Annotated in this window: 28 protein-coding genes and 1 tRNA gene; 15 read left to right on the top strand and 14 right to left on the bottom strand. The window is 62.6% G+C overall.

The features are described 5' to 3' along the window. Positions 1–4: 4 nt before the first annotated feature. Positions 5–100, top strand: a tRNA-Sec gene (locus tag ACI7M0_RS02460). A 107-nt stretch (positions 101–207) separates the two neighbouring features. Here the strand turns inward: ACI7M0_RS02460 and ACI7M0_RS02465 are convergent. Both ACI7M0_RS02465 and ACI7M0_RS02470 read right to left on the bottom strand, forming a co-directional pair. Then, the gene (locus ACI7M0_RS02465) at positions 208–1,206 is read right to left on the bottom strand and encodes an asparaginase (RefSeq protein ID WP_011953333.1); all 999 of its coding nucleotides are present in this window, start codon (positions 1,204–1,206) and stop codon (positions 208–210) included. Between the two features lie 63 nt (positions 1,207–1,269). Next, on the bottom strand, positions 1,270–2,712 hold the full coding sequence (locus ACI7M0_RS02470) for a sodium:alanine symporter family protein (RefSeq protein WP_129932196.1): 1,443 nt from the start codon (positions 2,710–2,712) through the stop codon (positions 1,270–1,272). A 178-nt stretch (positions 2,713–2,890) separates the two neighbouring features. Here ACI7M0_RS02470 and ACI7M0_RS02475 point away from each other — a divergent pair, with 178 nt between their 5' ends. Then, the gene (locus tag ACI7M0_RS02475; RefSeq protein WP_020191391.1) at positions 2,891–3,700 is read left to right on the top strand and encodes a helix-turn-helix transcriptional regulator; all 810 of its coding nucleotides are present in this window, start codon (positions 2,891–2,893) and stop codon (positions 3,698–3,700) included. A gap of 11 nt (positions 3,701–3,711) precedes the next feature. On the opposite strand, the gene ACI7M0_RS02480 is transcribed toward ACI7M0_RS02475, so the two are convergent. From ACI7M0_RS02480 to ACI7M0_RS02490, 3 genes are read right to left on the bottom strand one after another with little or no spacing between them, the layout of a single operon-like run. Next, positions 3,712–4,557 (bottom strand): alpha/beta hydrolase, encoded by an 846-nt coding sequence (locus ACI7M0_RS02480; RefSeq protein WP_129932197.1) that lies wholly within the window; start codon positions 4,555–4,557, stop codon positions 3,712–3,714. An 8-nt stretch (positions 4,558–4,565) separates the two neighbouring features. Further along, a complete protein-coding gene (locus ACI7M0_RS02485) occupies positions 4,566–5,357 on the bottom strand; it encodes a TSUP family transporter (protein WP_014755162.1) in 792 nt (263 codons plus the stop codon). Between the two features lie 42 nt (positions 5,358–5,399). After that, the gene (locus ACI7M0_RS02490; RefSeq protein WP_155741836.1) at positions 5,400–5,561 is read right to left on the bottom strand and encodes a hypothetical protein; all 162 of its coding nucleotides are present in this window, start codon (positions 5,559–5,561) and stop codon (positions 5,400–5,402) included. Between the two features lie 258 nt (positions 5,562–5,819). Between ACI7M0_RS02490 and ACI7M0_RS02495 the strand changes: the two genes are divergently transcribed. Further along, positions 5,820–6,704, top strand: a complete 885-nt coding sequence (locus ACI7M0_RS02495) for a sugar nucleotide-binding protein (protein WP_019439170.1) — start codon at positions 5,820–5,822, stop codon at positions 6,702–6,704. Beyond that, entirely contained in the window at positions 6,697–7,629 is a 933-nt protein-coding gene (locus ACI7M0_RS02500) for an NAD-dependent epimerase/dehydratase family protein (protein ID WP_003255418.1), read from the top strand. The genes ACI7M0_RS02495 and ACI7M0_RS02500 overlap by 8 nt, the downstream gene beginning before the upstream one ends. A 30-nt stretch (positions 7,630–7,659) precedes the next feature. On the opposite strand, the gene ACI7M0_RS02505 is transcribed toward ACI7M0_RS02500, so the two are convergent. Beyond that, positions 7,660–8,103: a helix-turn-helix domain-containing protein gene (locus ACI7M0_RS02505; protein WP_129932198.1), complete on the bottom strand. Its 444-nt coding sequence runs from the start codon at positions 8,101–8,103 to the stop codon at positions 7,660–7,662. Positions 8,104–8,206: 103 nt separating this feature from the next. Between ACI7M0_RS02505 and ACI7M0_RS02510 the strand changes: the two genes are divergently transcribed. Continuing rightward, the gene (locus ACI7M0_RS02510; RefSeq protein WP_129932199.1) at positions 8,207–9,412 is read left to right on the top strand and encodes an MFS transporter; all 1,206 of its coding nucleotides are present in this window, start codon (positions 8,207–8,209) and stop codon (positions 9,410–9,412) included. Here ACI7M0_RS02510 and ACI7M0_RS02515 read toward each other — a convergent pair. From ACI7M0_RS02515 to ACI7M0_RS02535, 5 genes are all read right to left on the bottom strand, one after another. After that, entirely contained in the window at positions 9,400–10,083 is a 684-nt protein-coding gene (locus tag ACI7M0_RS02515; RefSeq protein WP_010951793.1) for an OmpW family protein, read from the bottom strand. The genes ACI7M0_RS02510 and ACI7M0_RS02515 overlap by 13 nt on opposite strands. 109 nt (positions 10,084–10,192) lie before the next feature. After that, entirely contained in the window at positions 10,193–10,705 is a 513-nt protein-coding gene (locus tag ACI7M0_RS02520; RefSeq protein WP_020191397.1) for a DUF3299 domain-containing protein, read from the bottom strand. 126 nt (positions 10,706–10,831) lie between these two features. Further along, the gene (locus ACI7M0_RS02525) at positions 10,832–12,097 is read right to left on the bottom strand and encodes an ABC transporter permease (RefSeq protein ID WP_129932200.1); all 1,266 of its coding nucleotides are present in this window, start codon (positions 12,095–12,097) and stop codon (positions 10,832–10,834) included. Then, positions 12,097–12,807 (bottom strand): ABC transporter ATP-binding protein, encoded by a 711-nt coding sequence (locus ACI7M0_RS02530; RefSeq protein ID WP_129932201.1) that lies wholly within the window; start codon positions 12,805–12,807, stop codon positions 12,097–12,099. Before ACI7M0_RS02530 ends, ACI7M0_RS02525 begins: the two co-directional genes overlap by 1 nt. Then, the gene (locus ACI7M0_RS02535) at positions 12,808–13,395 is read right to left on the bottom strand and encodes a DUF2796 domain-containing protein (protein WP_129932202.1); all 588 of its coding nucleotides are present in this window, start codon (positions 13,393–13,395) and stop codon (positions 12,808–12,810) included. A gap of 130 nt (positions 13,396–13,525) precedes the next feature. On the opposite strand from ACI7M0_RS02535, the gene ACI7M0_RS02540 reads away from it, so the two are divergent. Beyond that, positions 13,526–13,870 carry a hypothetical protein gene (locus tag ACI7M0_RS02540; protein WP_129932203.1) on the top strand — a complete coding sequence of 115 codons (345 nt, stop codon included), beginning with the start codon at positions 13,526–13,528 and terminating at the stop codon, positions 13,868–13,870. A gap of 151 nt (positions 13,871–14,021) precedes the next feature. Here ACI7M0_RS02540 and trxA read toward each other — a convergent pair whose 3' ends face one another. From trxA to ACI7M0_RS02555, 3 genes are read right to left on the bottom strand one after another with little or no spacing between them, the layout of a single operon-like run. Then, a complete protein-coding gene (gene trxA / locus ACI7M0_RS02545; RefSeq protein ID WP_010951799.1) occupies positions 14,022–14,894 on the bottom strand; it encodes a thioredoxin in 873 nt (290 codons plus the stop codon). Positions 14,895–14,925: 31 nt separating this feature from the next. After that, positions 14,926–15,582, bottom strand: a complete 657-nt coding sequence (locus ACI7M0_RS02550; protein WP_064492914.1) for a methyltransferase — start codon at positions 15,580–15,582, stop codon at positions 14,926–14,928. 3 nt (positions 15,583–15,585) lie between these two features. Continuing rightward, a complete protein-coding gene (locus ACI7M0_RS02555) occupies positions 15,586–16,032 on the bottom strand; it encodes a YbaY family lipoprotein (protein WP_020191400.1) in 447 nt (148 codons plus the stop codon). A gap of 106 nt (positions 16,033–16,138) precedes the next feature. On the opposite strand from ACI7M0_RS02555, the gene nrdR reads away from it, so the two are divergent. The 9 genes from nrdR (at position 16,139) to ACI7M0_RS02600 (ending at position 22,866) form a co-directional block, all read left to right on the top strand. Next, complete coding sequence (gene nrdR, locus ACI7M0_RS02560; protein ID WP_003255402.1) at positions 16,139–16,603, top strand: transcriptional regulator NrdR; 465 nt, start codon at positions 16,139–16,141, stop codon at positions 16,601–16,603. 2 nt (positions 16,604–16,605) lie between these two features. Then, positions 16,606–17,736 (top strand): bifunctional diaminohydroxyphosphoribosylaminopyrimidine deaminase/5-amino-6-(5-phosphoribosylamino)uracil reductase RibD, encoded by a 1,131-nt coding sequence (gene ribD, locus ACI7M0_RS02565; protein WP_129932204.1) that lies wholly within the window; start codon positions 16,606–16,608, stop codon positions 17,734–17,736. A gap of 42 nt (positions 17,737–17,778) precedes the next feature. Continuing rightward, positions 17,779–18,444 carry a riboflavin synthase gene (locus ACI7M0_RS02570; RefSeq protein ID WP_003255399.1) on the top strand — a complete coding sequence of 222 codons (666 nt, stop codon included), beginning with the start codon at positions 17,779–17,781 and terminating at the stop codon, positions 18,442–18,444. 18 nt (positions 18,445–18,462) lie between these two features. Continuing rightward, positions 18,463–19,554 (top strand): bifunctional 3,4-dihydroxy-2-butanone-4-phosphate synthase/GTP cyclohydrolase II, encoded by a 1,092-nt coding sequence (gene ribBA / locus ACI7M0_RS02575; RefSeq protein ID WP_003255398.1) that lies wholly within the window; start codon positions 18,463–18,465, stop codon positions 19,552–19,554. 91 nt (positions 19,555–19,645) lie between these two features. Beyond that, positions 19,646–20,122, top strand: coding sequence for a 6,7-dimethyl-8-ribityllumazine synthase (ribE, locus tag ACI7M0_RS02580; protein WP_003255395.1), 477 nt, complete (start codon positions 19,646–19,648; stop codon positions 20,120–20,122). Beyond that, positions 20,119–20,619, top strand: a complete 501-nt coding sequence (gene nusB, locus ACI7M0_RS02585) for a transcription antitermination factor NusB (protein WP_003255393.1) — start codon at positions 20,119–20,121, stop codon at positions 20,617–20,619. The genes ribE and nusB overlap by 4 nt, the downstream gene beginning before the upstream one ends. Before the next feature lie 18 nt (positions 20,620–20,637). Next, entirely contained in the window at positions 20,638–21,606 is a 969-nt protein-coding gene (gene thiL, locus ACI7M0_RS02590; protein ID WP_010951802.1) for a thiamine-phosphate kinase, read from the top strand. Further along, positions 21,603–22,106, top strand: a complete 504-nt coding sequence (locus ACI7M0_RS02595; protein ID WP_010951803.1) for a phosphatidylglycerophosphatase A — start codon at positions 21,603–21,605, stop codon at positions 22,104–22,106. Before thiL ends, ACI7M0_RS02595 begins: the two co-directional genes overlap by 4 nt. A gap of 16 nt (positions 22,107–22,122) precedes the next feature. Further along, positions 22,123–22,866, top strand: a complete 744-nt coding sequence (locus ACI7M0_RS02600; protein WP_104960701.1) for an ABC transporter substrate-binding protein — start codon at positions 22,123–22,125, stop codon at positions 22,864–22,866. Positions 22,867–22,899 lie beyond the last annotated feature (33 nt).

Here is a 22,899-nt window from a genome sequence, read left to right on the forward strand (position 1 = left end):
TCAAGGAAGGCAATCGCGCCCGGTGGCGCGGCCGGGCTTCAAACCCGGTTGGGGACGGCAGCCGTTCCCGGGCAGGTTCGACTCCCGCTGCCTTCCGCCATTTTTTCAACCTTTTAGGGCCTCTTCGCGGGTGAACCCGCTCCTACACAGGAAACGCAATCGTCGTAGGCGCGGGTTTACCCGCGAAGAGGCCCTCAAAGGCGCTGATCAAGCCCGTTCGCCACACAGGTCCAGGACAAACCAGCGGTCCGCTGCGTCAGCATCCAACCCTGCGCCCAGTAGCGCCACCATCTTGCCCAGCGCTGCTTCACGGGTCATGCCACCGCCACTGACCAGGCCGGCCCCGCGCAAGCGGTTGCCCGCTGCATAGGTGTCGAACACCACCGAGCCTTCCGGGCACTGGCTGATAGCCGCCAGCATCACGCCGCGCTGGCGCGCTGCGCTCAGCACATTCAGCAGCGCCTGGTCATCCGATGGCCCGGTCCCGCTGCCGTAGCACTCCAGCAGCAAACCCTGCACACCACTGTCTATCAAGGCCTGCAAATGCCCGGCCTGAAGCCCCGGGAATACTGGCACAACTGCCAGGTTGACCGGCTTGCGCGGCTGCTTGTAGCCCAGTTCGGCAGGGATCGTATCGGCCCGCTCAGCGTCACGGTGGCGTGGCAGCGCAGCAAAGGCATCGAACGCTTCGCTGCGTAGCTTCGACGCCCGACAGCCATGCAGCAGCTGACCGTGGAAGTACAGCTGCACGCCATCTTCCAGGCCGTGTTCGAACTGGCGCAATGCGCCGCACAGGTTGTCCCAGGCATCGCTGTCCGGGGCACCTGCCGGCAGCATCGAGCCGGTCAGCACTACCGGTGCTGGCAGGCCCAGCAACAGGAATGACAACGCAGCAGCGCTGTAGGCCATGCTATCGGTACCGTGCAGCACCAACACGCCATCGTGGCCCGCGACATCCACCGCCGCGACGATGGCATCGCGCATCGCCAGCCAGTTGTGCTGTTGCATATTGGCGCTGTCGAGCAGCGGGTTCAGCTCGTGCAGTGTCCATTGCACCTGAGGTGCATTGGCCATCTGGGCAAAGTGTTCACGCATCCGCGCGTCAAAACCACCGGCCGGTGCCAGGCCTTCGGGGGTTTCGAGCATGCCGATGGTGCCGCCGGTATAGAGAACGAGAAGATTCTTTACTGCACGCATGGAAAGCATCCGTAGCGGTGAGCGGAGAAAGAAAAGCCGCCCGCGGAAGGGGCGGCTGGGCAGGGGAGGATATCAGCGCTGCGTCTGAACTTGGCCGACTGCTTTGTCAGTGGCTGTTTCCACCTGCGGATTGGCAGGCCAGGCATTGCGGTCCAGGTCCAGGTCGGCAAACTTGGACGAGTCGAACACAGGCTGCTTTACACCGGCCTTGCGCTGGTCGTCATAGTCGCGCATGACTCGCAGGCCGACCTTGAACAGCAGGGCCAGGGCCACCAGGTTGACGAAGGCCAGGCAGGTCATGGTGATGTCGGCGAAGGCGAACACGGTCGACAGGTCTTGCATCGAACCCCACACGACCAGTGCCAGTACCAGGCCACGGAACACCATCAACACTACGCGGTTACGGCTGAGGAACTGCAGGCTGTTCTCGCCGAGGTAGTAGTTGTAGAGGATGCAGGTAAAGACAAACAGCGACAGCGCCACGCTGACGAACACGCGACCCCAGTCACCGACTACGGCGGCCAGCGAGTTCTGGGTCAGGACAATGCCGTCGCCCTCGAAGCCCGGGGTGTAGAAGCCCGAAAGCAGGATCAGCAGTGCGGTGCAGGTGCAGATCAAGAAGGTGTCGAGGAACACGCTGAAAGCCTGGACCACGCCCTGCGCGCCCGGGTGTTTCACGGCAGCCACGGCAGCGACGTTCGGTGCACTGCCCAGGCCTGCTTCGTTGGCGAACACGCCACGTTTCACGCCCATGACGATGGCGCTGCCGAGCAGGCCGGCAAACGCCGGGTCGAGACCGAAGGCGCTCTTGAAGATGGTTTCCAGCATGGCTGGCACGTGTTCGATCTGGGTGCCGATCACGTACAGGGTCACGCCGATGTAGGCCAGAGTCTTGACGGGTACCAGCAGGTCCGACACCGCCGCGATGCGCTTGATGCCGCCGATGAAGGTGATGGCCAGCAGCACGGCCAGGACAATACCGGTGTGGCTTGGGTCGAAGGCAAAGGCATTCTGCAGCGAGTGGGTGACGGTGTACGACTGCAGGCCGATGAAGGCGAAGCCGTAGGTGACCAGCAGCAAGATCGAGAACACGATGGCCATGCTCTTGCGCTTCAGCCCGTGCTGGATGTAGTAGGCCGGGCCGCCACGGTACAGGCCGTCGCCATCAGCGCGCTTGTACACCTGGGCCAGGGTGCATTCGAAGAAGCTGCTGGACATGCCCACCAGTGCGGTGACCCACATCCAGAACACGGCACCTGGGCCGCCCAGGGTCACTGCGATACCGACACCGGCGATGTTGCCGGCGCCCACGCGGCCGGCCAGGCTCAGCATCAGGGCCTGGAAGGAGCTCAGCTGGCCTGCCTGGCCACGCAGCGATTCCTTGAACACGCTGAACATATGGGTGAAGTGGCGGAACTGGACGAACCGGGAGCGGATGGTGAAGTAGCTACCCAGCCCTACGATCAGCACGATGAGGAGTTTCCCCGAAAGGAAATCGTTGATTACTTCGAGCATTGGAAAATGACCTCGATTCTTATTCTTCGTGTGGAAAGACCAGCGGACGGCAGGCGCACCGCTATTCGTTGGGGCGCATGGTTGGCTATGACAAGAGTGGTTACAATTTCGCGGATTGCTCTGAATTGATGCGACTTGATGCTACAATGGCGTCATTAGCGTCACCTGGACTCCGCGTATGAGCGATCACTTCGCTACAAACCTCAAACTTGCCTGCAGCCATTACCGCTCTATTTCCGAAGTTTGCCGCCAGCTGTCGATCAATCGCGCGCAGTTCAACAAGTACCTGAGCGGGCAAAGCCGTCCGACGGCTTTCAACCTGAAGCGTATCGGCGACTTCTTCGGTGTCGAGGATTACGAACTGAACCTGCCCGCCGAGCAGTTCGCCCGTCTGATCGGTGCGCGGGTATCGCCCCAGCCCCAGCAGCCCAGTGACCCGATCAGCGAGTTGTTCCGCCCGTTGCACGAACATGGCGGCAACCTTTCGCGCTATTGCGGTTACTACTTCGAGTACTCCAACTGCATGTCGGTGCCGGGCACGATCCTCGTGTCGCTGGTGCACCTGTGGGAAGAACGCGGCCGTTTTCTGTTCGAGCGCCAGGAACGGCAGGAGCGCTCCAGCGCCACCGATCAGCATGCCGAGGTACGCTGCCGCTACCTGGGGGCGGCGTTCCAGCTGCAGGACCGGATGTTCCTCATCGACTACGAGTCGCTGACGTTCAACGAAATGAGCCAGACCATCCTCATCCCTAGCTTCAAAAGCCGCATTACCCGGCTGAATGGCCTGAAGGCCGGCGTATCCAGCGGCGACCGGCGCAACCCGGCCTGTACCCGGGTGGTGTGGGAATACCTGGGCGAGGAGATCAATCGCATCAATGCGTACCGGCAGGTGAAACTGTACCGGCCGGATGATCCGCGCATAGATGACGATGTGCGTGAGCGATTGAGCGTGGCGCCATTGCGCAATGGTCTGTTCGAGATCGAGTAATGCTAAACGCCTTAAGCATTGTCGAGGATGAACGTTGCGACCGTGTCGGCAACCTGGTCCGCTATTGCCGGAGTACTGCGCAAATGTGCCGCGATGCCATGGTCGCAGTCGGTAAGAAACAGGCATTGCAAACGCGACGCTGGAACTGCTCGCATCAAGGCGAGGTTAACTTCTTCAGGAATCGGGCTATAGCGTTCAGTGCCGGCAAGCCACAGGTTGCCAGCGCTGGTGCCGGGGCCTTTGCCGAATCGCTGGGAGTTGAGCCCGTCGTACTCGCCGATCACCATCAATACTCTTCCTCGAAACTGGTTGAGGAAGGTGTAGCTATCGCTCTCCAGAAAACCGAAAGGCTTGTTGATGGCGGCAGTGAATGCCGGGCCGAACGGCGCCTGGTGGGCATCGTCTGGATAAACTGCAGGGCAGATCAGTACGATGCTGTCCACTTGTGGCAACTGTGCTGCAAGCTTAAGCGTAATTGCCGCGCCAAGGCTGTGGCCTATGAGCGTTCGGCATCGAGGCGCGATATGCGCGTGGAAACGCTGTGCTTCATCAAGGTTCGTAGCCAGTGACGGCGCCATTGCGCCTGGCTCGCTGGCGAGGCTGTGACCTGACAGATTGCCAGTGAGTGAACCAATGCCCGCGGCTTGCAGGCGATAAAGCAGGGGGTTGAGCCGGGTAAAGTCGGAACGCGCGCCCCCCAAGACGAATGCGGGAGCTGCGCGCTCGATATCAGGTACCAGCAATCGCGCCTGTTGCTGGTAGTTTCCAAAGACTTCATTGATGAACAGTTCTTTGCCCGGGGCGGGCTCGTCAAACTGCCACTTCACGCGCTGCGGGGAAGCCATTTGAATGTGCATGGTGCTCTCTAGAAGAACTGGTTGAGCCATTCGCCGAGCGGGTTGCCGGTATCGAGCAGCAGTTTGAGTGCCATGATGCAGCAGACGCTGACCAGCAGCGGTTTTATGAGGCGAGAGCCGAAGCGAACTGCGCAGCGAGCCCCCAATTGTGCGCCCAGAAAGGCGGCGAGCGCCATTGCCAACGCCAGCGGCCAGATGATCGCCCCGCTGAGAGAAAAGACGGATAGTGCGCCTAGGTTACAGGCTGCGTTCAAAAGCTTGCTGGTGCATACGGCTTGAATGAGGTGCTGGCCCAAGAGGACCACGCAGGCCAGCATGAAGAACGAGCCGACTCCGGGGCCGAAGATGCCGTCATAAAAGCCAATGATTGGTGCAGCCGTCACGCAGAATAGGCTAGTCGATACCTTTGCCTTGCGCGCTTGTTCATTCGGCTTTGGACTGAAGGCAAAGTAGGCGGCGATCAGGATCAGCAGTGGTGGGACGCACGCCTGCAAAACGCTTTTGGGGACATAAGTTATCGACAAGGCCCCCAGCGCCCCACCGATAAACGCCATGACAGCCATGGGACTGCCTCGTCTCCAGTCGATCATGCCTTTGCGGGCGAAGGCGCACGTAGCCGAAACCGTAGCCGAAGCTGCCTGGAACTTGTTAGTGGCAATAGCTGCCAAGGGTTCTACACCGGCAATAAACAACACCGGGAGCGTGATAAGGCCACCGCCGCCGGCGATAGCATCAAAAAAGCCGGCCATCAGTGCAACCAGTGCGAGTAGCAGAACAAACGTCAAGTCGATTTCGATCATGGAGTATTTTCCTGTGCTCAACCACGTACCAGCAGCGGGTCTTCAGCGAGCACCTTTCTCGAGTTGATCGGCGAATATACGAGCCTGAAGTGCTACTCCTTTAGCCTCCGGTCCACCCAAATCAGCAAGGGTTTGGCTTGCAAAGGTTATGGCCTGGCTTTGCTCTGGGTAGAAATCCAGGTAGGCAGCTTCCGAATGAGGCATTGAACGTTCCTTGTCGTTTTTGTGTGAAACTCCCTGGCTGGCAAGTGGGGAGTCGACTATTCAATGCAGTTATGCCGTGACGTGGTAGTCAGCCCATTCCTCGTATGTCGTAGGAAATTTCTGTCTGCGGCGGTATTGAGCGGTGAAACTGTGGAATCCCGCCCTGTGGCATCGAATGGGTCCGGTGTTGGACTTCCCGGGCAGGAAACCGCAAAATGACTCTTTTTTCTCATCAACCTCTCCGGATCTGCTGACTCTATGCGTATGCGCCTAATGCTGTTGGGTGGTGGCAATGCCCTCGGGCAAGCGCTGATTCGTCTTGGGGCCGAGGAGGACATCGCATTCCTGGCACCGCGCCCGCCCGAGAACGGCTGGGCGCCCTCAAGCCTCACTCAGTTGCTCGATGACCATCGCCCCGACGCGCTGGTCAACCTGGCCTACTACTTCGACTGGTTCCAGGCCGAGTCGGTCAGCGAGCAGCGCCTGGCCCAACAGGAGCGGGCGGTGGAGCGGTTGGCAGAGCTGTGCCAGCACCATCAGATCACCTTGGTGCAGCCATCCAGCTACCGTGTGTTCGATGGTTCGCGGGCCACGGCCTATAGCGAAAAGGACGAGCCAGTGCCGCTGGGCATGCGTGGCCAGGCTCTATGGCGCATCGAGCAGAGCGTGCGTGCGGCCTGCCCGCAGCATGTGTTGCTGCGCTTTGGCTGGTTGCTGGACGAGAGCATCGATGGCGCATTGGGCCGCTTCCTGACCCGTGCCGAGCAACCACAGGAGCTGCTGCTGGCCGATGATCGACGTGGCAACCCGACGCCGGTCGATGATGCTGCCCGAGTGATCCTGTCGGTGCTCAAGCAACTTGATTGCAATGCGCCGCTGTGGGGCACCTACCATTACGCTGGCAATGAGGCGACCACGCCGCTGGCGCTGGGCCAGGCGATCCTCGCCGAGGCCGGCCAATACCGCCAGCTGGCCGTTCAGGCCCCCACGCCGCAGGCCCATGCCGCGCGCCCGGATGCCAGCGAAGAGCCACAGCACGCGGTACTGGCCTGCAAGAAAATCCTTCATACCTTCGGTATCAAGCCGCGTGCCTGGCGCGCTGGCTTGCCACCTCTACTGGACCGGTTCTACCGCCATGGCTGACGCCCCCATCCTGATCACCGGCGGTGCCGGCTTCATTGGCTCCCACCTGTGCGATGCGTTGTTGGACAAAGGCTACGCCGTACGCATTCTCGACGACTTCTCCACCGGCCGGCGAAGCAATCTGCAGGTCGATCACCCACGGCTGGAACTGATCGAAGGTGATGTTGCCGATGCAGGGCTGGTCACTCAGGCGGCGGCTGGCTGCCGTGCTGTGGTGCATCTGGCAGCGGTAGCGTCGGTTCAGGCCTCGGTCGAAGACCCGGTGCGTACCCACCAGAGTAACTTCATCGGTACCCTCAACGTTTGCGAAGCCATGCGCGTGCATGGCGTGCGCCGGGTGCTCTTCGCCTCCAGCGCAGCGGTGTACGGCAACAATGGTGAAGGGGAGTCGATTTCCGAAGACACGCCCAAGGCGCCGTTGACCCCTTATGCCGTGGACAAGCTGGCCAGTGAGCAGTACCTGGACTTCTACCGTCGCCAGCATGGTCTGGAGCCGGTGGTGTTTCGCTTCTTCAACATCTTCGGGCCACGGCAGGACCCTTCCTCACCGTATTCCGGGGTGATCAGCATCTTCTGCGAGCGTGCTGTGCAGGGCTTGCCGATTACAGTGTTCGGTGACGGCGAACAGACCCGGGACTTCCTTTATGTGGGCGACCTGGTGCAGGTGATGGTGCAGGCACTGGAGCAGCCGCAGGTCGAGGAGGGGGCGGTGAACATCGGGCTGAACCAGGCGACCTCACTGAACCAGTTGCTGGCCGCGCTGGAGAAGGTTGTGGGGAGCTTGCCAGCGATCAGCTATGCGGCGGCGCGATCGGGTGATATCCGCCATTCGCGAGCGGATAACCAGCGGTTGTTGGCGCGGTTCAAATTTGCGCAGGTAACGCCGATGGTTGAAGGCCTGACAAAGCTTCTAGGTAAAGGCTGAGCCCCGCGGGGCTGCTCAGCAGCCCTGACATCACCCATGCCGCACCCTTCTGCGCTGGCAATCTTCGGGATGTAAGGCCCGCCCATCCTGGCCACGGACCTGCAATATTTCAAGCGCCTGCCCCGTCACGCCGTCCACCAGTTCCGAACGCGCTTCTCCCGCCTCGAACAGAAACCGCTCCCCCCACTGCCTCAAACCAACCACCACTGGAAACACCGACCGCCCTTTATCGGTCAGCACATATTCTTTATAGGCACTGCCATCCGACGCCGGCTGTGTCATCAGCAACCCACTTTCCACCAACAGCTTTAGCCGCGAGGTGAGGATGTTCTTCGCCAGCCCCAGGTTCTTCTGAAATTCACTGAAACGCCGCAGGCCGTCGAAGGCATCGCGCAGGATCATCAGCGCCCAACGGTCACCCAGCACCTCCAGAGCCCGGGCTACGGGGCACTGCGCATTGTTTTCATCGAGCATGGGGCAAGCCTGTCTTGATTATCTGGTTGCAGATTAAAACCACATTTGCTAAATAGCCAGTATCTGGTTTCAAATTGAAACCAGATCCCAGAGGATTTGCCCGATGACTCCTTCGCTGACACGCTGGATAACCCTGTTGCTTGCCACCACCAGCGCAATGGCGGTGGCGACGGTGTACTTCGCTCAACCGCTGCTTGAGTCGATGGCTGCTGAGTTGGGAGTGGCGCAGCAGCAGATTGGCTGGGTAGTCGGCGCGACCCAGGCGGGCTACGCCCTGGGGCTGCTACTGATTGTGCCGCTCGGGGACTTGGTCGACCGTAAACGCTTGTTGCTTGGCCAGTTGCTGTTCGCGGCGCTTGCGCTGGTCGGCGTTGGCATGGCGCCGAACTGGGCAATATTGCTGCTGGCTCTGGCGATCACCGGGTTGATGGCAGTCATGGTGCAGGTGATGGTGGCTCATGCTGCGAGCCTTGCCTCACCTGGCCAGCAAGGGCAGGCGGTAGGCACTGTCACCAGTGGTGTGGTGCTGGGCATTCTGCTGGCACGGCTGGCTTCGGGCGGGCTGGCCGACCTGGCCGGCTGGCGGAGTGTGTACCTGGTCGCCGCAGGGCTGTTGATGTTGCTGGCGCTGGTGCTGTGGCGCAGTCTGCCCGGCGGGCAGCCGATGGGGAGCCGGCCGGGTTACCGGGCGCTGATCTTGGCCCAGTTCAGCTTGTATCGGCACGACAGGTTGCTGCGCCAGCGCGGCGTATTCGGTGTGTTGATCTTCGCCGCATTCAGCGTGCTGTGGAGTGCCATGGTCATGCCACTCAGTGCTGCGCCGCTGGCACTGAGCCATACCGAGATCGGCCTGTTTGGCCTGGCAGGTGTGGCGGGCACGCTGGCGGCTTCGCATGCTGGTCGTCTGGCTGACCTTGGGCGCGGTGAGCGTACGACCGGAGTGTCGTTGGCCCTGCTGACGCTGTCGTGGCTGCCAACAGCGTTCGTCGAACATTCATTGCTGGCCTTCGTGCTGGGTGTGCTGATGCTGGACTTTGCCGTGCAGGCAGTGCATGTCACCAACCAGAGCTTGTTGCTGGCCGGGCGTGGTGCGATGGCTAGCCGTTTGATCGGCGCCTACATGTGTTGCTATTCGCTGGGCAGCGGTATGGGGGCGGTGTTGGCGAGCTGGGTGTTTGCCCACTGGGGCTGGGTTGCGGTGTGTGGGCTTGGCATGGGCATCAGTGCCGTCGCACTGTGCTACTGGCTATGGCTGCAACGCGCGAGGGCGGCCGAGGCCGCCCTGCAATGTTCAGGTCAGAACTTGTAGCCAAGGCCGACCATGTATACCCACGGGTCGACGTCGACGTCGACCTTGGTCTTGCTGTAGCCAAGGGCGGTCGGGCCGTTGACGCTGGCCTTGGTGTCGATGTCGACGTACCAGACCGAGGCGTTTACCAGCAGGTTGTCGGTCAGCATGTAGTCCATGCCCAGTTGGCCGGCGATACCTACCGAATCCTGCAGCTTGAGGTTGCTGAAGCCTTGTTCCTTGCGTGCGCTGCTCAAGTCTTCGTCAAAGAACAGGGTGTAGTTGATACCGACGCCAGCGTACGGCTGGAAGCGCGAATTTGGCTCCATTGGGTAGTACTGCAGCGACAGCGTTGGCGGCAGTTGCTTGATGTCCGCCAGCTTGCCGTCCAGCCCGCCGCCCAGACCTTTTACGCCGACGGTGTGCTTGAACGGGGTAGCTGCCAGCAGCTCCAGGCCGATGTGGTCGGTGAGCATGTAGGCAAAGGTCAGGCCCAACTGGGTATCGCTGTCCAGGGTCGCCTTGGTGCCCGACACCTTGTTGCCGTCGAACTTGAGGTCGCCGCTGCTCTCGTTCGGGGCGGTGGTGATGGCGCCTGCGCGCAGGATCATGTCCCCCGCCTGATAGGCGTGGGCGGCAGGGGCGGCGAGCGCAAGGGCCACAAGCGAGGCACCCAGCAAGGACTTGTTCATGGAAGCTCCCAAAGGACGTTATTAATCGAGTAGTCCAATGGTACGGAGCTGGTCAAACGGAAAGTTTGACCCAGCTCAACGAAGCGTCTTCACGAATTCGAAACAGTTCTCATCTCAGCTCATAAGCGTAGATTTTCTCGGCTTCCATCTGGTAGCCGGCGTCGGCCAGCTCGCTGCTGGAAGCTTTAACCTGCATCTTTCCCTCTATCCAGTAGGGCTGGTAGAGGTCTTCGACGCGCACGCCCATCTCGCTGAAAATATGCACGATCTGGTTCGGCGGCGGCGGCGGCACGTGGATGCACGCGCCATAGTAAGGGACCAGCAGGAATTCGGTGGTGCGGCCTTCTTCGCTGACCTCCAGTGGCACGATGTAACCGGGAAGTTTGACCTGTTGGCCGTCGAGGCTTTTTACCACTGGCGCGTCGGGCGCCTGCTGACGCGCGGGAGGTGCGGATTCGGCAGACAGGGCGTTGCTGAGCTGTGACATGTCGTGCAGCGGCGCCAGTTGTGGCGGGATGACCGGGGCGCCTTCAGGGATCAGTGCGGGCCAGTCCAGCTCCTTGGGTTCGGCGGCCCATAGAGGCATCGCTACCAGCAACAGCAAGGCCAGCAGCATGTGCATTGCCGGCCTCTTCGCGGGCATGCCCGCTCCCACAGGTACTGCACAAGCTCCGAAGCCTGCGGGGCTCCCTGTGGGAGCGGGCGTGCCCGCGAAGCAGGCGGTGAGGTGTTTGATCATTACGCGCACTCAGAGGTGTATGGACAGGCCGTCGGCCAGCGATTGCCGGTAAGCCCGCCACGCCGGCACGCTGCCCATCAGCAACGCGGCCCCCAGGATGATAGCCAGCAAGGTCCATTCATGGGGACTCGGCAGAGCCAGTGGCAGATACAAACCATAGTTGGCCTGCACATACCCCTGTGCCAGGGCGATACCCGCATATAGCAAGCCAAGCCCGGCCACGATCCCGACCGAGGCCAGTGACAGTGCTTCCAGTACCAGCAACCCCGCAATATGCCAAGGCCGGGCCCCGACCGAACGCAAGATCGCCATTTCCCGGCGGCGTTCGTTGAGGCTGGTGAGAATCGCCGTGAGCATGCCGATCAAACCGGTCAGCACCACGAATAGCGACACCACGAACAATGCCTGTTCCGCAGTGCCCATCAGGCTCCACAGTTCCTGCAGGGCGACCCCCGGCAGGATCGCCAGCAATGGCTCGCTGCGGTACTCGTTGATCTCTCGCTGCAAACTGAAGGTTGCGATCTTGCTGTTCAGGCCAAGCATGAACGCAGTGATGGCGGCAGGTTGCAGGTCCATCGTACGGGCCTGTTCGGCGCTGATGCGCCCGGCGCCACGGGCGGGTACGCCGTTGTGCCAGTCGATATGGATCGCCTCCATGCCGCCCAGGCTGATATGCAGGGTGCGGTCGACGGGGGTGCCGGTGCGCTTGAGTACGCCGACCACGGTAAACGGCTTGTCGTCGTGCTTGACCAGACTGATTGCGGCCACGCCGTGGGCCAGCACCAGCTTGTCACCCAGCTTGTAGTGCAATGCCTCGGCCACTTCGGCGCCGAGCACTACCTCGAACGGGTCGTTGGCAAACTCACGCCCCTGGCTCAGTTGCAGATGCTGGCGGCGGCCGTACTGGTAATGGCTGAAGTAATCCGTGGTGGTGCCCATCACTCTGTAGCCGCGGTGCGAGTCGCCCAGCGAGATCGGGATTGCCCACTTCACCCGTGGGTCCTGTGCATAGTGCTGGAAGCTGTCCCAGCGGATGTTATTGGTCGCGTTGCCAATGCGGAACACCGAATACAGCAGCAGGTTCACCGAGCCGGAGCGTGCACCGACAATCAGGTCGGTGCCGCTGATGGTGCTGGCGAAGCTGGCACGGGCTTCGGTACGGACCCGCTCAACAGCCAGCAGCAGGCACACCGACAGGGCAATGGCAAAGGCGGTCAGAAACGCAGTGAAGCGGCGGTTGGCCAGGCTGGCCAAGGCAAGGCGGAGCAGGTACATCAGGCCTCCCGGGGCTTGGCGGCGCGGTTCAGTTCGGCAAGCGACAGGTGGCGGTCGAACAGCGGCGCCAGGCTCTGGTCGTGGCTGACGAACAGCAGGCTGGCACCGGCGGCACGGCACTCATCGAACAGCAGGCGGATGAATGCTTCGCGCGTGTCCGCATCCAGTGCCGAGGTCGGTTCGTCGGCGATCACCAGTTCAGGCTGGCCGATCAGTGCGCGGGCGGCGGCGACCCGCTGTTGCTGGCCGATCGACAGGCTGTCGGCGCGGCGGGCGAGCATGGCAGGGTCGCCCAGGCCCAGGTGGGTCAGCAGCGTGCTGGCTGCCTGGTCAACGCTACCATGGCGCTGCTCGGCGCGTGCCTTGCGGCTGCGCGAGAAGCGGCAGGGCAGTTCGACGTTTTCACGTACCGAGAGGAACGGCAGCAGGTTGAACTGCTGAAAGATGTACCCTGTGTGATCGACCCGAAAGCGGTCGCGGGCGCCCTGGCTCAGGCTGCCGAGGTCCTGACCGAGCAACTGGATGCGGCCCTGGCCCGGCACGTTCACCCCGCCCAGCAGGCCCAGCAAGGTCGTCTTGCCACTGCCGCTGGGGCCCTTGAGGAACAGTGCTTCACCAGCGTCCAGGCGCAATGCCGGAATATCCAGCAGCGGCGGGTGACCTGGCCAGGCGAACACCAGGTCATGCAGATCGATCAACGGCTGGTTCATTCAGAAGGCGACCGCTGCCTTGGTTGGCGTGGTTTCCACGCCTTTCTGGCCATTGGGGCCGATCAGTTGCACGTTGATTTTCTGGGTGGCGGGGAAGGCCTTGAACAGCGGCGCCAGGTCCAGCTGTGTGAGTTTGTCGGGGTTGGCGCAAGTCAGCTGATAGTGGGCGCCGATGTCGCTGTGCTGATGGTCGTGCTCATGTTCGTGCTCGTCACCATCGTCGTCGGCCTTCGCTGCGTCACCGAACAGAGGACTTTCCAGCGCCTGCTGCTCTTCCTTGCAGTCCGCGGCAGCAGAAAGGCCGAACAGCTTCAGGGGTTGTTCAAGCTGCTGGCGCACGGCGGCGACTTTGGCCTTGTCGGCATCGCTGCTGGCGGCATGCTCGAAGCCGACCAGGTTCATTGCCGGGCTGTCCAGCTCCAGTTCCAGGGTATTGCCATCGAGCACTGCGTTGAGCTTGGCTACGCCATGCTCGTGGGCGCCGAGGGAGCCGTGGGCGTGGTCATGATCATGGTCATGTTCATCGTGGGCATGGGCCACGGCCAGTGGCAGCAGAGCGAAGGGCAGGGCGAGCAGCAGGCGACGCATGGACGACTCCGGAGCGGGCTGAAAGATCGGGTTATGTTATAACAAGGTTTCGGCGCGCCGCCAGCCTACGTGGCGCATGTTTCATGTTGCGGTAGCATGGCTGCATTGACGTGGGTTCAAGGAATGCATCATGAGAATTCGTGGACAGATTGGTGACTGGCCGGTGGACCTGACCATCGAGCTTACGCCTGAAGAGTGGGCGCAACTGGGGCGACAGACCGAGGTGCCGGTGGCAGCCCAGGCTGCGGCGACCGCTGCGGTGGCCGGGCCGCGCCAAAATGACGCTCAGTGGGCTGCGGCGCGTGATGTGTTGCGTCTGGCAGGACAGATGAGCGGGCCGGAATTGCTGGACCGCCTGGAAGGGCTGGCAGGGAGTACGGCGGCGGGCAAGCGGCTGCTGGTGCGCTTGCGGCACAGCAGTGAGGTCAAGGTGGAGAGTGGCGTGGATGCGCCCGTTTATCACTGGGTAGGGTGAGCGCTGTCTTGCTTGAAAATTGAAACGCCTGCGCGGTCACCCGTAGGAGCGGGTTTACCCGCGAACACCGGCAGAGCCGGTGCCATCCACTGTGTCGGTTTCTTCGCGGGCATGCCCGCTCCAACAGGTCCAGCGCAGGCTTCAAGGTCACTCAGAACATCGCCGCCGACAGCTTGCGACGATAAACACCAACCAGCGGGTGATCGCCACCCAGCAACTCGAACACCTGCAACAGCGCCTTCTGCGGCAGCCCGTTCTCGTAGCCACGGTTACGCTGGAACAGCTTCAGCAGACCTTCCAGCGCCGCCTCGTACTGCTGGCGAGCCAGTTGCTGAATGCTCAGCTGATAAGCCGCCTCGTCGTCTTGCGGGTTCTGCGCCAGACGGCTTTTAAGGTCAGCCACTTCCGGCAGGCTGGCAGCCTGGCGCAGGAAGGTCAGCTGGGCCTTGGCACCGGCCAGTGCAGCTTTGTGTTCGTCAGTCTTGACCGCATCCAGCACCACTTGCGCTTCGCCCAGCTCACCACGCTCGGCCAGGCAGCGGGCATACAGGATCAGCGCCTCGGCATTGCTGTTGTCCTCACCCAGCAGCGCCTGTAGCAGCGTTTCGGTTTCGGCAAAACGGCTTTCGGCAAACAGTGCCTTTGCCTGCTCCAGTGGCGCGGCGGTGGGCGCGGCGGGCATTTGTACATGCGGCTCGAGCATGGCGCGGATCGCCGACTCCGGTTGTGCCCCGGCAAAACCGTCCACCGGCTGGCCGTCCTTGAACAGCACCACTGTCGGCAGGCTACGGATGCCGAACTGGGCAACCACCTGTTGCTCCACGTCGCAGTTGATCTTGGCCAGCAGCAGTTCGCCCTGGTAACCCTCGGCAATCTTTGCCAGCAAAGGCATCAGCGCCTTGCACGGCGCGCACCACTCGGCCCAGAAGTCCACCAGCACCGGCTTGTGGAAGGAGTTCTCGATCACCAGTTGCTGGAAGTTGGTATCGGTGGCGTCGAAAATGTAAGGCGTGTCTTGGGTCATCGCGACTCTCGCAAACTCGTGTATGGCACCACTATAAGGTGTCGCGGCTGGCGTGGTACAGGCTGACCCGGCGGAATTCGTGTGGCTCGGCCAGGTCCGGCAGGGTCAGTGCTTCGAGCACGCCCAATTGCTGGTACAACGGGTGGCGAAAGTCGCGTACCCGCGAGTCGGCCACCAAGGCCTGCCGACCGCGGCTCAGGAAGGCATCCAGCAGCGGCAGGTTGGCGCGGTCGTACAGCACATCGGCAACCAGGATCAGGTCGAAACGGTCTTCCTCGGCAAAAAAATCGCTGCTGTAGCTTAGTGTCACCCCGTTCAGTGCTGCATTCGCACGGCAGGCAGCGAGGGCCAGCGGGTCGAGGTCGCAGGCCACCACTTCCCGTGCACCGGCGCGTGCAGCAGCAATGCCGGCGATACCAGAGCCGGCGCCAAAGTCCAGCACGCGCTTGCCTGCCACCCATTCCGGGCGTTCGGCCAGGTAGCGGGCCATTGCCAGCCCACTGGCCCAGCAGAAGCTCCAATAGGGAGGTTCTTCAAGAATGCGTCGGGTTTCTTCGCTGCTGAAGGCGCGATCCATGTTCTGGTCGTCGATCAGCCATAGCTTCAGGTCACAGTCGGGCAGTTCGCTGACGATCAGGCGCGCTTCGCCGATCAGGCCGCTGAGGGCCTGTTGCAGGGCCAGCGGCATCACTTAAGGCGCCTTCTCGAAACGCAGCGGGCCGGTGGCCTGGGTTTGTGCCTGGGTAATGCGCACCGGGGGCAGGTGCATGATCAGCTGGCCGGAGTTGCTGGCGCGGCCACGCAGTTCGACCCGGGCACCGGGCGGGAAGGCTTCGGGGTTGAAACGCAGGTGGTAGGGCAGCGCCTGGCCGGTACCGGTCAGGTTGCTGCTGGCCAGCAGGCGCTGCGGGCGGTCGCGCTCGTCGATCACCAGCAAGGCCAGTTCCACCTCGGCACCCGCCGGGATTTCCAGCAAGGTGCCGCTCAGCTCGCGCTGGTAAGCCGGCAACGGGCCCGGTACTTCGGCCTTGGCCGAGGGGGCTGGCGCGGGCGCCGGGTTGTCGGTCTTTGGCCTGTCGCTGCCGCAGGCGGCAAGCAAAGCGGCGCAGCACAGCACGACGAGCGCTCGGTAGTGCATGGGGGAGTCCTTCACGGGCATATTTCCCATGGATGTTAACCCCTTTGGCTTGTCTTGCCAGTGCAATGCGCTACCATGGCCCTCCCTTTTTTTGTTGCCTGCCACCATGCACTGTCCCTTTTGCGGTGCCAACGACACCAAGGTCATCGACTCTCGCCTCGTCGCCGAGGGCGAGCAGGTGCGCCGCCGCCGTGAATGCGTGGCCTGCGGCGAGCGCTTCACCACCTTCGAAACCGCCGAGCTGGTGCTGCCCCGGCTGATCAAGCAGGACGGCACGCGCCAACCCTTCGACGAAGAAAAGCTGCGCGCTGGCATGCAACGGGCCCTGGAAAAGCGTCCGGTCAGCGTCGAGCGCCTGGAAGCTGCGCTGGCGCACATCAAGAGCCGGCTGCGTGCCACGGGCGAGCGCGAAGTCAAATCGCTGGTGGTCGGTGAAATGGTCATGGCCGAGTTGCGCAAACTCGATGAAGTGGCCTATATCCGCTTTGCCTCGGTGTACCGGCGCTTCCAGGACCTCGACGAGTTCCGCGAAGAAATCGACCGCCTGGCCCGTGAGCCAGCTAAAGAGTGAACATGCCCAGCCAAGCCGCCATCCTTGACGCCCACTACATGGCCCGTGCGCTGGAGCTGGCGCGTAAAGGCCTGTACACCACCCACCCGAACCCGCGCGTAGGCTGCGTGATCGTGCGTGATGGCGAAGTGGTTGGCGAAGGCTGGCACGTTCGCGCCGGCGAGCCACATGCCGAAGTGTATGCCCTGCGCCAGGCCGGTGAACTTGCCCGGGGTGCTTGTGCCTATGTCACCTTGGAGCCATGCAGCCACCATGGCCGTACGCCGCCGTGTGCCGAAGCGCTGGTCAAGGCCGGTGTGGCGCGTGTAGTCGCAGCCATGCAGGACCCTAACCCGCAAGTGGCGGGACAGGGCCTGCGGCGCCTGGCCGAAGCCGGAATCGAAGTGGCCAGCGGGGTGCTCGAAGCCGAGGCTCGCGCCCTCAACCCAGGCTTCCTCAAGCGCATGGAGCACGGCCTGCCGTTCGTTCGCGCCAAGCTGGCCATGAGCCTGGACGGCCGCACCGCCATGGCCAGTGGTGAAAGCCAGTGGATCACCGGCCCGGCCGCCCGCTCAGCCGTGCAGCGCTTGCGCGCCCGCTCCAGCGTGGTGCTGACCAGCGCCGCCAGCGTGCTGGCAGACAACGCACGCATGACCGTGCGTGGTGCCGAGCTGGGCCTGGATGCCGAAACTACTGCCCTGGCTCTTAGCCGCACACCCTTGCGGGTGCTGGTCGATGGCCGTCTGCGCCTGCCACTGGCGGCGCCGTTCTTCCAGGCCGGCCCGGCTCTGGTGGTGACTGCTGTCGCAGATGACCCGCGCTATGCCGCTGCCGGCCACGAATTGCTCAGCTTGCCGGGCGACAATGGCCTGGTCGACCTGGGGGCGCTGCTTCACGCCCTGGCCGCCCGCGGCGTCAACGAAATCCTGCTGGAAGCCGGTGCCGGCCTGGTCGGTGCCTTTGCACGGCAAGGCCTGGTCGATGAGTACCAGCTGTTCGTCGCTGGCACCTTCCTCGGCTCTCAGGCCCGGCCGCTGCTGGACTGGCCGATGGACAAGATGAGCGAAGCACCACGGCTGAAAATTACCGAAATGCGCGCAGTGGGCGATGACTGGCGGGTCACGGCCATCCCCCTGCCAGCGCCCGGCGTATAATGCCGGGCTTGCCCCGCGCAAACCGTTTTTGAGGAAGACCCCATGTTCACCGGCATCATCGAATCCATCGGCACCATCCGCAGCCTGACTCCCAAGGGTGGTGACGTGCGCGTCTACGTAGAAACCGGCAAGCTCGACCTAGGGGACGTCAAGCTCGGCGACAGCATCGCCGTCAACGGTGTTTGCCTCACGGCCGTAGAACTGCCGGGCGACGGCTTCTGGGCCGATGTCAGCGTCGAAACCCTCAAGCGCACCGCCTTCATCGACCTCAAGAGCGGCAGCAAGGTCAACCTGGAAAAAGCCCTGACCCCCACTACCCGCCTGGGCGGGCACCTGGTCAGCGGCCACGTCGACGGGGTTGGCGAAATCATTTCGCGCAGCGATAACGCCCGCGCCATCCAGTTCCGCGTGCGTGCACCGAAGGAACTGGCCAAGTACATCGCCCACAAGGGTTCGATCACCGTCGACGGCACCAGCCTGACGGTCAATGAGGTCAATGGCGCCGAATTCGAGCTGACCATTGTCCCGCACACTCTGTCCGAAACCATCATGGCCGATTACCGTGCAGGGCGTCGGGTAAACCTTGAGGTCGACCTGCTGGCCCGTTACCTGGAGCGCTTGCTGCTGGGTGACAAGGCCGCCGAACCGAGCAAGGGCAGTGGCATTACCGAAAGCTTCCTGGCCGCCAATGGCTTCTTGAAATCCTGATTGAGAAGGGGGTGCCGCGTGGCGCTCAACAGCATCGAAGAACTGGTCGAAGACATCCGCCAGGGCAAAATGGTCATCCTGATGGATGACGAAGATCGCGAGAACGAAGGCGACATCATCATGGCGGCCGAATGCTGCCAGCCGGAGCACATCAACTTTATGGCCAAGCACGCCCGTGGCCTGATCTGCATGCCGATGACCCGCGAGCGTTGCGAAACGCTGAAGCTGCCGTTGATGGCGCCGCGCAACGGCTCGGGCTTCGGCACCAAGTTCACCGTGTCGATCGAGGCCGCCGAGGGCGTCACCACCGGTATTTCCGCCGCCGACCGCGCACGCACTGTGCAGGCTGCCGCTGCCAAGGACGCCAAGGCCGAAGACATCGTCAGCCCTGGTCACATCTTCCCGCTGATGGCCCAGCCAGGCGGTACGCTGGCGCGTGCCGGCCACACCGAAGCCGCCTGTGACCTGGCGCGCATGGCCGGTTTCGAGCCAAGCGGCGTGATCTGCGAAGTGATGAACGACGACGGCACCATGTCGCGCCGCGCCGAACTGGAAGTGTTCGCCGCCGAGCACGGCCTGAAGATCGGCACCATTGCCGACCTGATCCACTACCGCATGATCCACGAGCGCACCGTGCAGCGTGTTTCCGAGCAATCGGTGGAGAGCGAGCTGGGTGAGTTCAACCTGGTCACCTACCGTGACGCGGTCGAAGGCGACGTGCACATGGCCTTGACCCTGGGCAAGATCTGCGCGGAAGAACCGACCTTGGTGCGCGTGCACAACATGGACCCGCTGCGCGACCTGCTGCTGGTCAAGCAGCCAGGCCGCTGGAGCCTGCGCGCGGCCATGGCCGCAGTGGCCGAAGCCGGCAGTGGCGTGGTGCTGCTGCTGGGGCACCCTCTGGACGGCGACGTGCTGCTGGCGCACATCCGCGAAAGCGCGGGCGATGCACCGGCCAAGGCACCGACTACCTACAGCACTGTAGGTGCCGGTTCGCAGATCCTGCGCGACCTCGGTGTGCGCAAGATGCGCCTGATGAGTTCGCCGATGAAGTTCAACGCGATATCCGGATTCGATCTGGAAGTTGTAGAATACGTGCCCTCCGAGTGACTTGAGGCGGCATTGACGCCCTCTGCTCGAGTCCAGACCCCTGTCGAGGCCGCTTGTATGCGGCCTCGCTCTTGAAGATGAGAATATCGGAATGACCCTGAAGACCATCGAAGGTACCTTCATCGCCCCCAAAGGTCGCTATGCTTTGGTGGTTGGCCGCTTCAACAGCTTCGTTGTCGAAAGCCTGGTAAGCGGTGCCGTTGATGCCCTGGTACGCCACGGTGTCAGCGAAAGCGACATCACCATCATCCGTGCCCCGGGTGCATTCGAGATCCCGCTGGTGGCACAGAAGGTCGCCCAGCAAGGCGCCTACGACGCGATCATCGCCCTGGGCGCCGTGATCCGTGGCGGTACCCCGCACTTCGAATACGTGGCGGGCGAGTGCACCAAGGGCCTGGCCCAGGTGTCCATGGAGTTCGGTGTTCCGGTGGCCTTCGGCGTACTGACCGTCGACTCCATCGAGCAAGCCATCGAGCGTTCTGGCACCAAAGCCGGCAACAAAGGTGCTGAAGCTGCCCTGTCCGCACTGGAAATGGTCAGCCTGCTGGCGCAGTTGGAGGCCAAGTGATTAGCGACGAAAGCGATCGTTTCAACCCGCGCGATCCAAAACCTGCGGATGCCGGCAAGCCCTCCAAGAGCGCCAAGCGCCGCGAAGCCCGCAAGCTCGCGACCCAGGCCCTCTACCAGTGGCACATGGCCCAGCATTCGCTGAACGAGATCGAAGCGCAGTTCCGGGTGGATAACGATTTCACCGATGTCGACGGTGCCTATTTCCGCGAGATCCTGCATGGGGTCCCGGCAATCAAGGGCGAAATCGACAAAGCGCTGGTGCCTTGCATGACCATCGCACTGGAAGAGCTCGACCCGGTCGAGCTGGCTGTGCTGCGCCTGTCCACCTGGGAACTGATCAAACGCGTCGACGTGCCTTACCGCGTCGTGATCAACGAAGGTGTGGAACTGGCCAAGGTCTTCGGTGCCACTGACGGCCACAAGTTCGTCAACGGCGTACTGGACAAGCTCGCCCCGGCGCTGCGTGAAGCAGAAGTCAAGGCGAACAAGCGCTGATCCTGGCGCTGCCTGGCCATGGGTGAGTTCGAGCTGATCAACCATTACTTCGCCGCAGCGCCCTGTGCGCAGGGCGGCGAGGGCGTGGCGCTGGGTATCGGCGACGACTGCGCCCTGCTGGACCTTCCCCCCGGTGAGCAACTGGCGGTGTCGACCGACACCCTGGTCGCCGGGGTGCACTTTCCTGCTGTTTGCGATCCGTTGCTGCTTGGCCAGCGTTCGTTGGCTGTGGCGGCCAGTGACCTGGCAGCCATGGGTGCGACTGCAATCGGCTTCACCCTCGCACTGACCCTGCCTGACGTTGGCCCTGACTGGCTGGCGGCCTATGCCGACGGCCTTGGTCGCATGGCCCACCGTTGCCGCATGAGCCTGATCGGTGGTGACACCACGCGCGGCCCGTTGAGCATCACCGTGACCGTGTTCGGCCGCGTGCCGGCTGGCCAGGCCTTGCGCCGCAGCGGTGCAAGGCCGGGTGATCTGTTGTGTGTTGGTGGTTCGCTGGGCAAGGCCGCCGGTGCCTTGCCGCTGGTGCTGGGTGAGCGCGAGGCGCCTGCCGCGCAGGCCGAGCCGCTGCTGGCTCATTACTGGTCACCGATGCCGCAGCTCACCCTCGGGGCTCTGCTGCGTGGCAAGGCCACTGCGGCCCTGGACATTTCCGATGGCCTGCTCGCTGACTGCGGGCATATCGCCAAGGCCTCCGGCGTGGCGCTGGAGGTGAACCTGGCGCAGGTGCCAGTGTCTCCTGCCTTAGAGGCATTCCTCGGGCGCGAAGCGGCGTTGCAGGCAGCACTCACCGGTGGCGACGACTATGTACTGGCCTTCACCTTGCCGCCCGAAGCGCTGGCGCCCTTGGCTGGTCTCGGTTGCATCGAGGTACATATCATTGGTCGTGTGCTCGAAGGGCAGGGTGTGACCTTGCGCGACTCACAGGGCCAGGACATAACCCCCGTCCAGCGGGGCTATCAACACTTTAGGGAGAGACCGTGACCGATCACCCCAACCAGGTGCCTGCGGAGTTCGTTCCGCCTTCGGTCTGGCGCAACCCGTGGCACTTCATCGCCTTTGGCTTCGGTTCCGGCACTCTGCCCAAGGCTCCGGGTACCTGGGGCTCGCTGGTCGCCATACCGTTCATCCCCTTGTGGCAGCTGCTGCCCGACTGGGGCTACTGGTTGTTGCTCGGCGTGAGCATGCTGTTTGGCTTCTGGTTGTGCGGCAAAGTTGCCAATGATTTGCGCGTACACGACCATGAAGGCATTGTCTGGGACGAGATTGTCGGCATGTGGATCACCCTCTGGCTGGTGCCGGAGGGCTGGCAGTGGCTGTTGGCAGGGTTCCTGATGTTCCGCTTCTTCGACATCCTCAAGCCGTGGCCGATTCGCTGGATCGATCGCCATGTGCATGGGGGCGTCGGCATCATGCTCGACGATATCCTGGCCGGCGTGTTTGCCTGGCTGGGCATGCAGGTTCTGGTGTGGGCGGTTGCCTGAAACAGGGAGTGCGTGAATGGCCTTAAGGACTGTACTGCTGGCAATGCTGCTGAGCGTTGCCCCGTGGGTGACGGCTGCCGAGGGCATGCCGAAACAGATCCATCTGGTTAGCGAGGAGTGGCTCGACTACACCAATGCCGACGGTACCGGGGTGGCCTGGGATGTGCTGCGCAAAGTGTTCGAACCGGCCGGAGTCGAGGTGGTTACCCAGAGCGCGCCCTACAGCCGGGCGGTTGGCCTGGTCAAACGCGGCGAGGCTGATGCCTGGGTCGGCTCGTACAAGGAAGAGAACGACGACAACCTGTACCCGCGCTGGCACTTCGACATGGACCATATCTATGCCCTGGGGCTGGCCAGCAAACCTGTGCCTACCCTGGAGACCATCGGCAAGTACCGGTTGGCCTGGGTGCGTGGTTATGATTACGGCAGCTACTTGCCCAATGTGCGCGAATTCCGCGAAATCCAGCGTCGCGAGGGCATTCTGCCGATGCTCGAGCATGACCGGGTGGACTACTACATCGACGCACTGACCGAGGTCGACTACGTGCTCGGGCAAACCTCTCACCCTGAGCGTTTCCGCCGTACCCATGTGGCCGAGTTGCCGTTGTACCTGGCCTTTGCCCGTAACGACCAGGCCAAGGCTCTGTGCGAGCTGTTCGACAAGCGCATGAAGGAGCTGATACGTAGCGGCGAACTGAAGCCGATTTTCGAGCACTGGAAACAGCCCTATCCGTTCAGCGCGGACAGTCACCCACACTGAGGCCGAATACACCAAGGTATATCGCGGCCCTCT

It is taken from the genome of Pseudomonas sp. 10(2024), from assembly GCF_045164175.1.
Taxonomy (GTDB): domain Bacteria; phylum Pseudomonadota; class Gammaproteobacteria; order Pseudomonadales; family Pseudomonadaceae; genus Aquipseudomonas; species Aquipseudomonas alloputida.